We start from the raw sequence: 15,488 nt of genomic DNA on the forward strand, positions 1-15,488 counted from the left end.
TTTTTGTCAAACTAATACTAATCGCCGAGGCAAAATTGGAGCTAAAATTATAGTAAATGACAAGAAATAAGAAAACTCGAAATAGAATTGCAAACTTGGAGTATAATTTAATTTTTTTATTAAAGATAAGGTAATATATTTATGGGCAACGAAATTACTGAATTAGAATCCGCGATTAAAGAAATCTTCTTTAATGAATTTGGCCTATCTAGTGACGAGTTATCAGAAGAAACAGGTTTGTTTAGCAATAGTGTACTTGACTCACTTGATGTAATTCGTTTAATGAGTAGTATAGAAAAAAAATTTACTATAAAAATACCCGTGTACGCGGTTAGCCTTGAAGATTTTGACTCTATTTCGAAAATTGTCATACTTATTCAAAAGTTTAGAGTAAAATAATTTAATTTGACACTTGATGTTCATATTGTATTTCAAAATAACGATGCAACAATACTGCTTTCGTGGAGAATGACAGGGAACAAAATCTTCATTGACAATTGGTATAGCAAAGCCCCCTTCAAAAGGGGGGCATTTATCGGGTGATTTTAACAGTTAAGAAAGTTTTGATAGCGTTTGGTTTTAACGCAACCAAGTACACCATATCTGAGAATTCACCTCAACCCAACCTTGAACAGCTTTTATTTTTTTATAGGGGTGATGTTAACCTTATAATTATCATTACCACCAGTGACTTCTGCTCTAAAGCCTGCATAAGGGCACTTTACTCCTGGTCCTGGATAATCAACAAATGTCCCATCGACTGTTGTGGGTGTAATATTAATATGTTCAGCGGTTACAGTGACTGCAACTCGAGCTGGCGCGCTTAGATTCCACTGGCATGGGTTAGAGGAATTAGCAGAAAATGCTAATATATTGATATGTCCTGTGGAATCAGGTATTCCACCAATTATCGAACTCCCAGTTTGCGAACTTATAACATAAACCCCTCCATCTGCCGAATGTATCATCCCCTGAATATCAGGTGACGAAGAAATTATGGGGATAGTTGCAATATTTGCAGTTTGAGCAAAAAGAGTGCCCGTAAAAAACATTAAACAAATACCTAAAAAAGAAACTTGTATTGTTCTTAACATATATAATCTCCTGAGGCTATTCATACGCACACTCTAATAAAGCACAATGTTAATATAGTATAAACGACAAGAAAGATCCAATTTTATTAAAAAATATACAATTCAATTGGCTAGCTTCAAATAAAATAAATATTCGGTTTACCCGTTGAAAAGAGACTGTTAGTAGTTAAGCAGAGATTTTAAATTGAGGGTGTAAACCCCCCATTTATAAAACTAGTTGAAAAGAGAATTTTGCAAAGGGGGTTTCATTCTTTGTTTGAATGTCCTTATGCTACCGATCCATATTTATCAAGAGCATTTCATGTATATCAAAAATTGTTTGTAATTGAAAGATACCTGGAGCGTTTATACTGATTTACTAATTTAAAAGTGTATTAAAATATCAGTCTAGATATATGAGCAAATAATATCTGCTATTTTATTTGCGGCCTTACCAGCACCATATAGTTCAATGTTCTTGCCATAATGTCCGACACGATCTTCAATAATTTGATTTAATAAATTAAACTTTGCTTGAGGAACTAATAAATTCCACTCACTATCTATTAACTCTACCCATTCAGTTTGATCTCTAACTGTAATACAGGGTACGCGATAAAAGTAGGCTTCTTTTTGCACTCCACCAGAATCTGTTACAATTAATTTAGCATTAGATTCTAAAATGATCATATTCATATAACTTACGGGCTGAATCAATGTAATATTTTTAGTGAGTTCATTCAACAAACCATATCCCTGAAGAATATGTAATGTCCTAGGATGCAATGGCATAACAACTGGAATAGTTCTAGCTAAATGATTCAGTTGTTGAAATAATAACTTAAGGATTGTAATGTTATCAGTATTTTCAGCACGGTGAATTGTTGCCAATACATAATTTTTTTCTATTAATTTATTTTCTTTTAGTATTCCTTGCTTTCTTAAAGCACTTTTACGATAAAATAGCGCTGCATCGTACATAACATCGCCCACCAGATGTATTTTATCTTTTTCAATACCTTCGCGAAGTAAATTACTCACTGATGTTTCAGTAGGGCAGAATAGCACGCTAGATACTTGATCAACTATTATACGGTTTATTTCTTCCGGCATATACCTATTAAACGATCTTAAGCCTGCCTCTACATGAATAACTGGAATATGAAGTTTAACGCTTGCAAGTGCCGCTGCTAATGTAGAATTTGTATCGCCATAAACTACTATTAAATTTGGTTTTTTGGTCAATAAGATATTTTCAATTTTTTCTAACATTATTCCTGTTTGTTGGCCATGTGAAGCTGAGCCAACTCCTAAATTATAGGTAGGTAAAGGAATGGATAACTCCTGAAAAAAAATAGATGACATGTTTTCATCGTAATGCTGACCAGTATGTAGTATTTCTTCGTGAATCTGGTTTTTGGTCTTAAGGACTCTAGAAACTGCAGCTGCTTTTATAAATTGTGGACGAGCACCAACTATACTTATTATCTTCAAGATATCTCTCCCTCTTATTAATCTATAGTTTTTTTGGATACTTTAACTAACGCCTGGTATATATTATTATACTGAATAATTTTGGCGAGTGATTGAGAAATAATTTGAGTTATGGCTTTATGGATCTTCTGATTCTTCCAAGTGCCTTCAACCTCCATAGCAGCAGAAGCTTTTGGAATAAAATATAGTGAAAATCCATTATTAAACATATTAACCATTCCTGCTGGTCTTTCTATAATACAAAGATTTGAGGCATAACCTGTATAAACTATTTTAGTAATTCCAATATTTCTTAATTGTTTTATAAATGAATCTATATCAAAATTTTGCCAAAATAATATTTTAACATTAGAATTAATATAAGCTAATTGATGAAATTTTTGAGAAATCTCGCAGCTATAAGCCTTTGGCTTAAAAACTCTACAGTCATTTGTGAAAATATATACGTGGAATCCCTTTGCGCTTGCCGCTGTTATAAGCGGGAGAATATAATTTTGAGTAATTTTTCCATAATAAGTATTAAGAAATTTTGAAGGCATATTATCCCATGGATCAACTACAAAAAAGGCAGTATCTTTGTTACTCAACGATGTGTTAAATAAATAATTATTTTTTTTACCTGCGTATGGCACATCTTGATTATCGAGCATTAAAACTCCATTCTGGTCAAGTTTAAAATAACTTGTTACTGATACTGGAACTACTATTTTTTGAAGATCAATATCAGACTTGGCTGCATAACTGAAGCAATTGATTGTTCCAATAAAAGCAAATACTAGCGCTGCAATAATTCTCACCTTTCACTCCTTTATAAATACTTAAAGATAAATCACATATTTTTTATCTTGTTTATAAAAATTTCATTAATCTAATTATATTTGATTAAACATTGACATTTCTAATTTATCTACAATTTGTTCGATATCATGATATTTCTTTAGATATTCGTATCCCCTTTCCCCCATACTTTTTTGACTTTCAGTATTCATATTTGCCATTTCTACAATTGCTCTAGCCATGGATTCAGGACATGATGGAGGAATTGAAATTCCAGCACCAGCAGTCTTAACTGGATCATATGAAGAACTTACAGCAAATATTACTGGTTTTGACATAAAAAAGTAATCAAAAAGTTTATTTGGACTAATCCCCCAATGAAAAAGTGGTGAGTCTTTTAATAGCATTACACAGGCATCACACGATTTTATAAAATTATAGATTTCTGATTTAGGTACAGGATCATAAAAGTAAACATTGGAAATACTTTCTTTTTCTTTTCTCAATTTCAAGCGGGCTTTTTCTGGACCATCTCCAATTAGTTTTATTCGAATATTTTTTTCTTCATTTGATAAGTTTAATAAAAGTTTGGCAGCATCAAGCAAAACATCAAGATCATTAGCCAATCCATGGGTTCCAGCATATACTATGTCATAGTAAAAATTATCTTTTATGTAAGTATAATTATAACCAGGTTGAATATTTGTATCTACAAAGTTTGGTAACCATATAATTTTTTCTTTGCAAATTCCTTGAGCCTCTATATGCTTTTTAGTATCAGGAAGAAGTGAAATAATTGTTTCAGATTTTTTGTAGAGGAATTTTGCAATCTTCTTTAGCAAGATGATTAAGAAATTTTTTTGAGAAAACTTACCCAATGCTATTAATGTTTCTGGCCAAATATCGCGAATTTCCAAAAAAAAAGGGACTTTGTATCTTTTTGCAACATAGTAAGCTCCCAGTGCTGCAAAAAGATGCGGCGAAGAACCAATCACTATATCTGGCTTTTCACAAAAATTTGAGTAATTGCACCGCGTAACTTTGAAAAAGTAAACCAACATGTTCCAGAATCGCTTTATACTATTTCCATAGTATTTAGGCGTAGGTATAAAAATAAAGGGGACACTATCAAAATAGAATGGCCGCTCTAACTTACACTCCTCTGCCGGCTCAATATTTTCAGATGAAAAATGATCAAAGTTTGAAGCTATAATATAAACCTCATGGCCTCTTTGAATTAGTTTTTTAGCCAAATTAAAATGACGCGTACCTCCAAAACGAGTTGGTGGTATCGCGTAGTGATTAAAAATTAAAATCTTCATAACTCATTCCTATTGTGATAACCATAATAGTGTAATGGCTTCCATAATACGTTTTTTATTTGATATAAGTTGCATATCAGAAAATGCGGATTTTATACTAATATTGTTCTTCAAAAAAGATTTATATTCGCATTCTTTATCAAATAGTTCTTTTCTAAGAATATTACCTAGACCTGTATTAATTAGGTTACTCAAGCTTATATCAAAGCCTCGTTTATATCTAGCCCAACAGATGCTTGGTATGAGTTTATCTGACATTATTTCACGTACAATCCACTTACCGTATCCTGACCTAATTTTAAATTTAGTTTCAAGGGCTAATCCATATTCAATCAATCTATAATCCATAAATGGTAATCGGCTTTCTACACTATTCCCTAAAGAATTACAATCTTCATATCTAAGCAAAGTGGGCAAACTCAATTTTATAATATCCAAAATTTGACGTTCGTAAAGTGGCTGCGACGGACAATAATTTAAACTTAAAATCGATGAATGCGGTAAATTAATAATTGTATCGTCAATATCATTTACTAGATTATATCTATCTCTATGGCGCCAGTATAAAGGAAATTGTTTATATTCGCTAAAAAAAATTGGAATGCAGTCAATGAAATGTTTGATGATTCCAAAATAATTTTTTTGATATATTAAATTTTTGAATTTAAATAACAAATATTTACGATATCCCATGAAAGCTTCATCACCACCTTGGCCTCCCATTAACACTTTAATGCCTGAATTTTTTACATGTTTATAAATCAACTGCTGCATTACAACACTTAAACTACTAAAAGGCGCATCTTGCAACTTTATTGTATTTAACAAACCATCAATAATTTCTTGGTTGCTCGGCCAAATATAATTAACGTTAAGATTTAATTTTTTGCTTAGCTTATTTACCTCGACTCCTTCGGAGTGTTTTTGATCCGGACTTCCATAACAAAATGCTGTTATATTATTTTTCTGCGCAACTGTTAAAGAGGCGATTACAGATGAATCTAGCCCGCCACTTAGAGAAATTCCCACCGGAACATCAGAGCGAAGACGAATTTTAACCGAGTCCTGAAGAAGCTCAAGTATGGACTCAGAGTGCTGCAGTAAAGAATATGAGCTAATCTTATCAACCAAGGTTGGGACATTTTTTTTTAGATCGTAGTAATACTTATTTTCTAATTTTAATCCGTTATTTTTAAGGCACCTAACATATGACCCAGGAATAACTGATTTAATATTGTTATATTGTGTTTCTTCGCTCCCATTTTCAAAAACCAAATATTTAATTCCGTGGGCTATATAGTCAAAGTTTGGAGATGCATGAACATACTGAGCAATTTTTTTTGCCGTAGATGCAAATACAATTTCACTTGATGAAGACCAGTAATATAGTGGTTTTTTGCCAAATCTATCTCTAACCAACCATAATACATTCTCTAATTTATCAAATAATCCAAAAGAAAATGCGCCATTAAATTTTTTAAAAGCTTGCTCTTTCCATGCGTAAAAAGCATTTAAAATAACCTCAGTATCACTCTTTGTTTTAAAATTAAAGCCTATTTTAAGCAATATATCTCTTAGCTCTAGATAATTATAAATTTCTCCGTTATAGGTTATACAGTAACGTTTCGAATTGTCCCACATTGGCTGATTTGAGCGCGCATCTAAATCAAGAATACTCAATCTATTATGCCCAAAAATAGTTTGACCCTGCTCAAACTTTATAACCTCAATGCCTTGGTGATCTGGTCCACGATTGGACTGGTGTTCAACAATACTATTTATAAGCATTAAATGTTCGTCCTTTTTGCAAGACGAGAAAACTCCAGATATTCCGCACATAGACTACCTCCAAAGGAAGAAATTATACTTCTCTTTTTAAAATTGCTTGAGAAGCTATTGACCAAATTAAAATATTATAAATTAATAATTTATGGACTGCGAAAAATTGCGCGTAGATGAATAAACATAGCAACAAACAGGCAAGCCCAAGATATTCTATACATTTTAACTGCTTAGCCTTTTTTAATAAGCTAGAAAATAATATACCATAAAATAATAAACCCCACATTAAACCAAAAAGTCCACCATATACTAAAAAATAAATACTTAGATTGTGAATATATGTTCTTGAATCATTAAGAGAAGTATAAAATGGATTTCCAGAGCCAATTCCAAATAAAATATTTAGCCAAGAACTGTTAATCCATATTTTTATTGCCGGCAACCATTCATCATATAGTCGACCATTCGTGTAGTCCTGAGTATTTCCTGTTATATTTTGATTGTTTATACGCATTAGTAATGCTTGGAAAACCCCGTGAAAAAATAACATATATATCGATATAAGCACAAGAATCATAAAAATGCATGCTGTAGTTTTTTTCACTTTTTTCCCACTATTAATTAGATTAAATGGTTCAGTAACTGAACTACTCTTGTATTTATAGTAATGTATCGCACAAAAAATCCAAGCAATCAGACAAGCTAATATCATGGAGCGTGTAAGCGTTATCATAATTGCAAAAAATCCGATAAGTATCACTATGAAAAACAGAATTTTTTTTATTAAAATTGTATTTTTATCAAGAATATAGACAATAGGAATAACGGCATTACAGAACAATAGGGGTTCTGTAGTACGAGGATCCAATAATGTAATTCTAGATAAGCTTATAGTTAATGCGCTAAAAACTTTTTGATTATGTACTACCGTGTAATATAAATAAAAATGATATAAGCTTTGAACTATTCCCGCAAAAATTAAGACATATATTATTGATTCTAAAGTTAATTCTTTAGATGAGATTAAGCCAATAGAAATAAGTGGAATAAATAATAAATAACTTGCGCACGAGCGCATCACATAATAAAAAGAAACATTGTTTGACAATCCGATAACGGCAGAAATTGTAAAAACTAAAAGATACAATAATATTACTAAAAATAAAGGCTTGTCCCAAGGCAAGCTTTCAATACCCATTGGCAATTTTGATAAAATTATAATAGCCGTAATCGAAGGTAAAACAAGAATTAAAATATCAAATACACCTGGATATTGAGGAGCTGGATTCACCAAAAACGAAGTTATCATAAAGATTAACATGCCAAAAGGTGCATATAGTTTGTTTTCCATCTCTTTATTACCTATAAAAAATCTTTCGAATTAATTTTAAAAAATATGAAAAATATCTCATGCTAGAATTTTCTTGTTTTTGCCAAATATCTCGAAAGTTTATTAAGGTATCTGAAGGATATAATACAGATAATATTTTTATATATTCTAATTGCATGTTATGGTAAAAAGGGCTGTTATAGTTTTTCATTTTTTCGGGTTTATACAAATCGTAAATAGTCCACTTTGAAGTAGTAAAATACGGGAGCATTTTTTCTAGTGATTGTATAGCTTCACTCCATAAATTTTTGTATTCAGGATCTTTCGTCCAATATTGTATTTCCCATAAGCATATTAGACTCGCCATGAAACCATTTATTACAATTGAAGGAGATTGAGGATACTCTTCAAAATAAGAACATTTTTCTAATGGAAAAATAGCTAAATATCCACCTTCTTCTACTGGTATATAAAATTTTGCTAATGCATTTTTCATAGCAATGTAGTAACGGACTTCTTTCGTATACTGCCATGCTCTTAACATTACAACTGCACCTCTTGCTTGCGCTAAAGCAGATGACCAGGGACTTTTCGAGTTAAACCAATTAAATTCGTAGTTCCATGCGCCATCGTCTGTTTGAATTTTTTCAAAATAATCCGTGTAATGTAGAAATTTCTTTAATATGCACTCGTTCCTCTCAGAGATATATAAGTCATTTAACGCAAGAGCATACTGAAAGGCCGCCTCTGGGTTTAATTGCTGTCCAATGTCACGATAATATAATACGATAATACCTTCATTATTAGTAAGATTAAATTGCAGTTTATTTTTATAATCCATTAAATAATAAGCATATTCACTACTTGTATACTCCTGAAACGATTTTGCATCATATACTCTAGCTTTTGCTGGCAGATACCAAAAGGAATATGTTGATGTATTTATTTTTAGTAAATATTTACCATAATCAATCAAAATGCTACTAATATTTTTTAATATTTTCATTACGTTCTCATAACCCCTGCTGACATTCTATTTGCTCTTGAGTTTAGTAAATATATTTGCATTATTGGTTTTATTACATACCATAGCAAGATGAATAAAGCTAAATCGGCACTCATAAACCTCACCATTAAGTAACCTACAACAACAAAGACTAACTCATATGTCCCATATCTTACTATAAGCATAGAATCATGGAGGAAACAGTTTATTCTGTAATATATAATCTGCAGTCTAGCATTAAAGAAAAAACCAATAATAAGCACTGTAATATATTGCATAGCAAAAATCTTTATATTGCTAGAAAATGTATTTACAAAAATTAACAGCATAACTATGGATCCAAAACTCAAAATTGATGAGTTAATATTTGGAAGCTTACCGGACTGAATGTTTTCCCACTTTGATAGCTTAAATCCAATATAGGAATCGATAAAAATTGATTTAGCTGATGCATAAATTCTTGTGCACAATGAAATCAGTGTCAAAAAACCTGGAGCAAATTTAAAAAACATCGTTCGCGTTATAGTTTGAAAAAATTGCTGCCCAAATATAGAATAGATATGTTTTATAAAAATCATAAGCACGTTAAAAGAACTAAGATTACTATTTTCAATAATAATTTTAGTTCTTTGTTTCATAGCTGCAAGAAATATAATTTGGAAAAAAGGGATTAAACAACATGCAAGTATTATTCCTGAAACTAAATTTTTTGTATGTAGAAAATAAAAAAACAAAATTACTGGGATCAATATAAAATTTGGCAACACATTAATTATTTGAGAGCCAAGAAAGGCGCCTAATTTCTGTTTATATGTTACAATTGTTGCAATAATTAAATTAAGAGCGCTGCCTATAACTACAGCGAAAAATAATATATCAAATTTGCTATTTGTCAAATAACAAATTCCAAAACCAATAGTTGATGAAATAATCAATGCTACAAATCCACAATAAGCTAATATTTTATGAAATGGCAAATAATTGCAAAGATTAAGTGTCGCCAATTTAATAGCATCCATTGATAATGCTGATGAATAGAAAATTGAAAGATAGACTTGTAACCTGTCATTTTCCGCAGTAAATCCCAAAATGCTAATAATAAGAATTTCTCTAAAAATACCAAAAACAACACTTGTCAGGGAAATAAAAACGGATATATAGTAATGATTATTCGCCTTATTAATAATTTTTAAATCTGATTTAAACCTCATTGCTTTTTTTATATCCTAAAACAATTGATCTTATATAGCAAAAAATAATTGCCACAACAAAACCTAAAAAAGCACATGAAATGACTATTGCTATCCGAGGTGTGGAGATTTTTTTAGTAATTACACTATTTTCTAATTTTGGTAAAACCATGCTTTTCATCTGCAATTCCAACAAATCTTTTTCATATGATCTAATGTAAGCTGGCTCAATCATGGATATATTAATTGTATTTTCTTGAGAAATACTTGCTAAGAAATATAATGTTTTGTTTAAATTTATGTTTTGGCCTGTATATTTTTTCTTATCACCCATAGTTTTTCTAGTTACATTAAGAGATTCTTGAATATTTTTTATCAAACTTATAAATCCTTGTCTTTTGAAATCAAACAGTTTTTTTTCCTGATCATATATTTTAGAGTAAATTTCATTGAAAATTTTCATGGCATTGTTATAGGATCTTGTATTATCCTCTGCAGTCAATAATATTTTATTGCTTGGCAGTAAACTTGCGATTAAATTATTTAACAACCCAGTACTCTTATTATTTTTTATGATGTATTCAGGAGTAATTTCTTCGTTTATAGATTGAATTAATAATCTCGTGTTTTCTAAAGGGGTTATCGTTGATGAATTTGGGTTATAATAAGAGGCTACTGACAATATCTGAGTATGAATATATTTTCCAGGAATGATTAACGACAGAACAATACCTAGAATAGCGAAACAAATAATGAAGCTTGCATAAGTTTTTTTTTCATTTAAAATTGTTCTGAGTATAAACTCCATTTTGGCGTCCTTTATGAATTTCATAGCTAATAAAACTTGGCGAATTGTGAACTTGAAACAAACTTAAGTCAATACACATATTGGTGCATAAAATTAAGGCTCTATACTCAACGCAATCAGATTTTAGGCGAGCCTCCAAGCTAAAGCTACGAAGAAGTATATACAGAAACATATAACTGAGTAGCCTTAGCTCGGCAACAAAGCCTAAAATTCAAGTGTGAAGAGTATATTTAAAACAAAACTTGACCATATTTTTTGCGTTTTGTATGCTTTAGACCACGCTCACACATATATAAAGAACATCTCATGAAAATGATTTTTGATTTAATAATAGCTTCCTTTATATTGGTTCTTATCAGCCCTTTCCTCTTATTAACCACCTTACTCATTGGAATCAAACTAGGCCATCCCATTTTCTTCAAACAAGAGCGCATCGGCTACCAAGGAAAGAAATTTTACCTATATAAATTCCGTACCATGAAAATTAAACAGGATAGTGCTGGAAATGATTTGCCCGATGAAGAAAGGCTGAGTCAATTCGGTCAATTTTTACGTAAATGGAGTCTCGATGAACTGCCTCAACTAATTAATGTGCTAAAAGGAGAAATAAGTTTAGTAGGGCCGAGACCCTTATTAGTCGAATATCTTCCACTTTATTCTGCAGAACAAATGCGCCGACATGAGGTAAAACCAGGTATTACGGGTTGGGCACAAGTCAATGGTCGCAATGCTCTTGCTTGGGAAGAAAAATTCAAACTGGATGTATGGTATGTGGATAATCATTCTTTTCTACTGGATATTAAAATTCTTTTTTTAACGGTTATTAGAATAATTAAACCGCAACATATCAACACGGAAGGCCATGTCACTGCTCCTAAATTTAAAGGTAACCAAGAATGAACGAATTATTAATTATTGGCGCTGGTGGACATGGCAAAGTAGTTGCAGATACGGCAAATGCTACGCAAAAATGGGACCGTATTGCATTTTTGGATGATCGCTATCCTGCTATAAAACAACTTCTCCAATTTCCAATCTTGGACAAATTCGAACAATTAGAAAAAGTTATACAAAAATATTCGTCTATCATTGTGGCAATAGGCGATAATCAACGGCGGTTATCCTTAACTAACACCTTGCGCAATAAAGGTTTGTCGATTGCAACACTCATCCATCCATCAGCGATAATCGGCAGTGAGGTGGTGATTGAGGAGGGGAGCGTCATTTTCGCTAATAGTGTGATTAATGCTTCCACTCACATCGGGCTAGCCTGCATTATTAATTCTGCCGCCACTGTAGAACATGATTGCAAACTAGGAGCAGGCGTTCATATTTCACCAAAAGCTTGTTTAGCAGGCACCGTCACTGTTGGCGATCTTAGTTGGGTTGGAATGGGTGCAAACATTATTCAAAATGTTACAATAGGACAATCTGTAATTATCGGGGCTGGAAGCGTTGTGATCAATAACATCGACGACTACAGCAAAGTGGTTGGCAATCCTGCGAGATTAATAGAAACTCATGAATAAGTTAGTTGAAAAAAATCATTCTGAAAACGTTCTTCCCCAATATCAAACCAGCAGTTGGCCTTTTTTTGCCGAAGATGAAATTGCAGCGGCCAATAAAGTACTTTATTCTGGCAAAGTCAATTATTGGACGGGCAATGAATGTCGTTTATTTGAAAATGAATTTGCAGAATTTGTGGGCGCAAAACATGCTATTGCACTAGCCAATGGCACACTGGCATTGGAATTAGCCTTAATCAGCCTAGACATCCAAGCCGGTGATGAAGTGATTGTACCTTCAAGAACTTTTATCGCCACTGCGAGTGCAGTGGTTGCCCGGGGTGCAATTCCCATCGTTGCAGATGTCGATCTAGAGTCACAAAATATGACTGCCAGTACCATTAAACCACTCATCACTGCAAAAACTAAAGCGATTATTGTCGTTCATCTTGCTGGCTGGCCTTGTGATATGGATGAAATTTTGCATTTGGCGCATAGTCATCATCTAAAAGTCATCGAAGATTGTGCACAAGCTCATGGCGCATATTATAAAGGCCGACATGTAGGAACACTGGGTGATATTGGAGCATTTTCATTTTGCCAAGATAAAATCATTACCACCGCCGGTGAAGGTGGAATGGTAGTAATGAATAATTCAGATTATTGGGAAAAGGCATGGGCTTATAAAGATCATGGGAAAAATCATAAAAAAATCCAAACTCATGCTACCACCATTGGCTTTCCATGGCGTCATGATAATTTTGGATCAAATTATCGTCTTACTGAAATTCAAGCAGCAATTGGCAGAAAACAATTAGAAAAGTTGGCGAGCTGGGTAAAAATTCGTAATGAACATGCTGCGATATTTAATCAAGCGTTTGCGGATCTTAAAAATGTGAGGTTAACATTACCTCCGCAAGAATATATTCACGCTTATTATAAATATTATTTATTCATTCGTCCCGAAAAATTAAAAGCTACCTGGAGTCGCGATAGTATCTTAGAAAAAATTACCCAACAGAATATTTCAGCCTTTAGTGGGATCTGCCCAGAAATCTATTTGGAAAATGCCTTTATAGATAATAAACTATCACCATCACAACGCTATCCAAATGCAAAATTATTAGGTGAAACTAGCATCATGTTACTCGTCCATCCAACATTGACTCATCAACACATTAGTCATCAAGCCGAGATTATTAAAAGTATTTTAAGTGATGCGGCGCAAACTTAAGGAATTAATTAACTGTAATGAATAAGCAATTATCGCAACAATTAAAAAAATGGACTGTCTTTTTACATGATACTTGCATGGTACCCATTGCTTGGCTTTTAGCGTATTGGTTACGCTACAACATGACTGTTTTTTCGTACAACACCCTCACTCATGCATTAACTTATTTACCGATTTTATTATTTTTCCAAATTATTGCTTATTGGTTCGTGGGTTTATACCGCGGTGTTTGGCGCTTTGCTTCGAGCCCCGATTTAATTCGCATTATCAAAGCAGTGCTCATAGGAGTATCAGCTTCCACAATGGCTATCTTTTTTTATGACCATTTGGCGGGTGTTCCTCGTTCGGTTATTCCGTTATATGCAATGTTGCTGATCTTTTTTTTGGGAGGTTCACGTTTTGCCTTTCGTTATTTACGAGAGATGCGTTTTAAATTTAATTTAGGACAGCGTATATTAATTGTTGGCGCCGGTCAGGCTGGAGAGGCAATTGTTCGAGATTTAAAGCGTCAGCGCCATGCACCATTTTCTCCCATTGCTTTTGTCGATGATAATCATGAAAAACAAGGCAGAGAAATACACGGTATAAGAGTTGCAGGTAAAATTAAAAACATACCACGGTTGGTTAAGAAATTTAACATTGATCTCATTCTAATTGCATTACCTTCTGCAAAGTCCAAAGCGATGAGACGTATAGTTTCATATTGTGAAAAAGCAGAAGTACCCTTTCGTACTTTGCCTAGTTTAATCGATTTGGCAGAAGGCAAAATTAATATTAATACCATACGCGAAGTTTCGCTTGAAGATCTTCTAGGACGTGAGCCAGTGACAGTAGACTGGGATAAAGTTAATGATGATTTTTTGAATAAAACTATTTTGGTCACAGGAGGTGGTGGATCAATTGGCTCTGAATTATGTCGGCAAATTGCCAAATTGGGCATTAAAGAAATTATTATTATTGACCATTCTGAATTTAATTTATATAAAATTGATCTCGAATTAAAGCATAAATATCCTAATCTTATCATTCATCTCTATTTAACCAGTATTACGAATAGAGATGCTATAAAACAAATTTTTTCAACTCATAAACCCGCTATTGTTTATCATGCTGCAGCTTATAAACATGTTCCTTTATTAGAAAATCAAATTTCTATTGCGATTGAAAATAATATATTAGGAACTAAAATTATTGCGGAGGAATCTGTTTTAGCACATGTAGAAAAATTTATTTTAATCTCCACCGACAAAGCCGTTAATCCAACCAGCATTATGGGCACCACAAAACGAGCAGCTGAAGTTTTTTGTCAAAATTTTAATTTTAACAATCCACACACTAAATTTATTACCGTACGTTTCGGTAATGTTTTAGGTTCCGCCGGTAGCGTCGTACCATTATTCAAAAAGCAATTAAATAATGGTGGGCCATTAACTGTTACCCACCCTGATATTACTCGTTATTTTATGACGATCCCTGAAGCATGCCAGTTAATTCTGCAAGCGATGATTTTAGGGAAGGGCGGTGAAATTTTTGTACTGGACATGGGTGAACCTATAAAAATATCCTATTTAGCAGAAAAAATTATTACACTCGCAGGTAAACGAGTAGAAGAGATTGGGATAAAATATATTGGCTTAAGACCGGGTGAAAAATTATATGAAGAATTATTTCATAAGAACGAAGCGCTCCAGAAAACTATTCATAATAAAATTTTACAAGCCAAATATAGATCGGTTGATTGGAAACTATTAAATAGCGTCATTAATACCATGGCTATTGAAAGGTTTAATCAGGTTGATCCAAGCAAGCTAATAGAATTGCTTAATAAAGTTGTCCCTGAAAAAATCTCTGATAATCAAAAAAGCGGGATACGCGTAGTACAGCTTTAAATAAAAATAGTACTACTTTATTATTAGGGAGTGTTGAGAATTTGCTATGCTGAGCTGAGACATAGCTCGTGATTTTTT

14 protein-coding genes are annotated in these 15,488 nt (G+C 32.6%); 5 read left to right on the forward strand and 9 right to left on the reverse strand.

Annotated features, from left to right (window positions below; all coding sequences use genetic code 11):
• Window positions 1–141 precede the first annotated feature (141 nt).
• Window positions 142–399, forward strand: coding sequence for an acyl carrier protein (locus KIT27_06375; protein MCW5589274.1), 258 nt, complete (start codon window positions 142–144; stop codon window positions 397–399).
• A gap of 239 nt (window positions 400–638) precedes the next feature.
• On the opposite strand, the gene KIT27_06380 is transcribed toward KIT27_06375, so the two are convergent.
• From KIT27_06380 to KIT27_06420, 9 genes are all read right to left on the reverse strand, one after another.
• Entirely contained in the window at window positions 639–1,094 is a 456-nt protein-coding gene (locus KIT27_06380) for a hypothetical protein (GenBank protein ID MCW5589275.1), read from the reverse strand.
• A 387-nt stretch (window positions 1,095–1,481) separates the two neighbouring features.
• Window positions 1,482–2,567, reverse strand: coding sequence for a UDP-N-acetylglucosamine 2-epimerase (non-hydrolyzing) (wecB, locus tag KIT27_06385; protein MCW5589276.1), 1,086 nt, complete (start codon window positions 2,565–2,567; stop codon window positions 1,482–1,484).
• A 17-nt stretch (window positions 2,568–2,584) separates the two neighbouring features.
• Complete coding sequence (locus tag KIT27_06390) at window positions 2,585–3,364, reverse strand: isochorismatase family protein (GenBank protein ID MCW5589277.1); 780 nt, start codon at window positions 3,362–3,364, stop codon at window positions 2,585–2,587.
• Between the two features lie 75 nt (window positions 3,365–3,439).
• A complete protein-coding gene (locus KIT27_06395; GenBank protein MCW5589278.1) occupies window positions 3,440–4,666 on the reverse strand; it encodes a glycosyltransferase family 4 protein in 1,227 nt (408 codons plus the stop codon).
• Window positions 4,667–4,675: 9 nt separating this feature from the next.
• Window positions 4,676–6,505, reverse strand: coding sequence for an asparagine synthase (glutamine-hydrolyzing) (asnB, locus tag KIT27_06400; GenBank protein ID MCW5589279.1), 1,830 nt, complete (start codon window positions 6,503–6,505; stop codon window positions 4,676–4,678).
• Window positions 6,506–6,527: 22 nt separating this feature from the next.
• The gene (locus tag KIT27_06405; protein MCW5589280.1) at window positions 6,528–7,799 is read right to left on the reverse strand and encodes an O-antigen ligase family protein; all 1,272 of its coding nucleotides are present in this window, start codon (window positions 7,797–7,799) and stop codon (window positions 6,528–6,530) included.
• A gap of 7 nt (window positions 7,800–7,806) precedes the next feature.
• A complete protein-coding gene (locus KIT27_06410) occupies window positions 7,807–8,784 on the reverse strand; it encodes a hypothetical protein (GenBank protein MCW5589281.1) in 978 nt (325 codons plus the stop codon).
• Window positions 8,784–9,995, reverse strand: a complete 1,212-nt coding sequence (locus tag KIT27_06415; protein MCW5589282.1) for a hypothetical protein — start codon at window positions 9,993–9,995, stop codon at window positions 8,784–8,786. The genes KIT27_06410 and KIT27_06415 overlap by 1 nt, the downstream gene beginning before the upstream one ends.
• Entirely contained in the window at window positions 9,985–10,782 is a 798-nt protein-coding gene (locus KIT27_06420) for a hypothetical protein (GenBank protein ID MCW5589283.1), read from the reverse strand. Before KIT27_06420 ends, KIT27_06415 begins: the two co-directional genes overlap by 11 nt.
• 288 nt (window positions 10,783–11,070) lie before the next feature.
• On the opposite strand from KIT27_06420, the gene KIT27_06425 reads away from it, so the two are divergent.
• From KIT27_06425 to KIT27_06440, 4 genes are read left to right on the forward strand one after another with little or no spacing between them, the layout of a single operon-like run.
• Complete coding sequence (locus tag KIT27_06425) at window positions 11,071–11,682, forward strand: sugar transferase (protein MCW5589284.1); 612 nt, start codon at window positions 11,071–11,073, stop codon at window positions 11,680–11,682.
• A complete protein-coding gene (locus tag KIT27_06430; GenBank protein ID MCW5589285.1) occupies window positions 11,679–12,311 on the forward strand; it encodes an acetyltransferase in 633 nt (210 codons plus the stop codon). Before KIT27_06425 ends, KIT27_06430 begins: the two co-directional genes overlap by 4 nt.
• Entirely contained in the window at window positions 12,304–13,521 is a 1,218-nt protein-coding gene (locus KIT27_06435; protein MCW5589286.1) for a DegT/DnrJ/EryC1/StrS aminotransferase family protein, read from the forward strand. Before KIT27_06430 ends, KIT27_06435 begins: the two co-directional genes overlap by 8 nt.
• Before the next feature lie 17 nt (window positions 13,522–13,538).
• The gene (locus KIT27_06440; protein ID MCW5589287.1) at window positions 13,539–15,410 is read left to right on the forward strand and encodes a polysaccharide biosynthesis protein; all 1,872 of its coding nucleotides are present in this window, start codon (window positions 13,539–13,541) and stop codon (window positions 15,408–15,410) included.
• The last annotated feature ends 78 nt before the right edge of the window (window positions 15,411–15,488 follow it).

This window comes from Legionellales bacterium (genome assembly GCA_026125385.1).
GTDB lineage: Bacteria > Pseudomonadota > Gammaproteobacteria > JAHCLG01 > JAHCLG01 > JAHCLG01.

Excerpts from the sequence above, each read along its gene's own strand:
- KIT27_06375 (MCW5589274.1), top strand. The coding sequence starts at position 142 with ATGGGCAACGAAATTACTGAATTAGAATCCGCGATTAAAGAAATCTTC.
- KIT27_06380 (MCW5589275.1), bottom strand. The coding sequence starts at position 1,094 with ATGTTAAGAACAATACAAGTTTCTTTTTTAGGTATTTGTTTAATGTTT.
- KIT27_06395 (MCW5589278.1), bottom strand. The coding sequence starts at position 4,666 with ATGAAGATTTTAATTTTTAATCACTACGCGATACCACCAACTCGTTTT.
- asnB (MCW5589279.1), bottom strand. The coding sequence starts at position 6,505 with ATGTGCGGAATATCTGGAGTTTTCTCGTCTTGCAAAAAGGACGAACAT.
- KIT27_06405 (MCW5589280.1), bottom strand. The coding sequence starts at position 7,799 with ATGGAAAACAAACTATATGCACCTTTTGGCATGTTAATCTTTATGATA.
- KIT27_06410 (MCW5589281.1), bottom strand. The coding sequence starts at position 8,784 with ATGAAAATATTAAAAAATATTAGTAGCATTTTGATTGATTATGGTAAA.
- KIT27_06415 (MCW5589282.1), bottom strand. The coding sequence starts at position 9,995 with ATGAGGTTTAAATCAGATTTAAAAATTATTAATAAGGCGAATAATCAT.
- KIT27_06420 (MCW5589283.1), bottom strand. The coding sequence starts at position 10,782 with ATGGAGTTTATACTCAGAACAATTTTAAATGAAAAAAAAACTTATGCA.
- KIT27_06430 (MCW5589285.1), top strand. The coding sequence starts at position 11,679 with ATGAACGAATTATTAATTATTGGCGCTGGTGGACATGGCAAAGTAGTT.
- KIT27_06435 (MCW5589286.1), top strand. The coding sequence starts at position 12,304 with ATGAATAAGTTAGTTGAAAAAAATCATTCTGAAAACGTTCTTCCCCAA.
- KIT27_06440 (MCW5589287.1), top strand. The coding sequence starts at position 13,539 with ATGAATAAGCAATTATCGCAACAATTAAAAAAATGGACTGTCTTTTTA.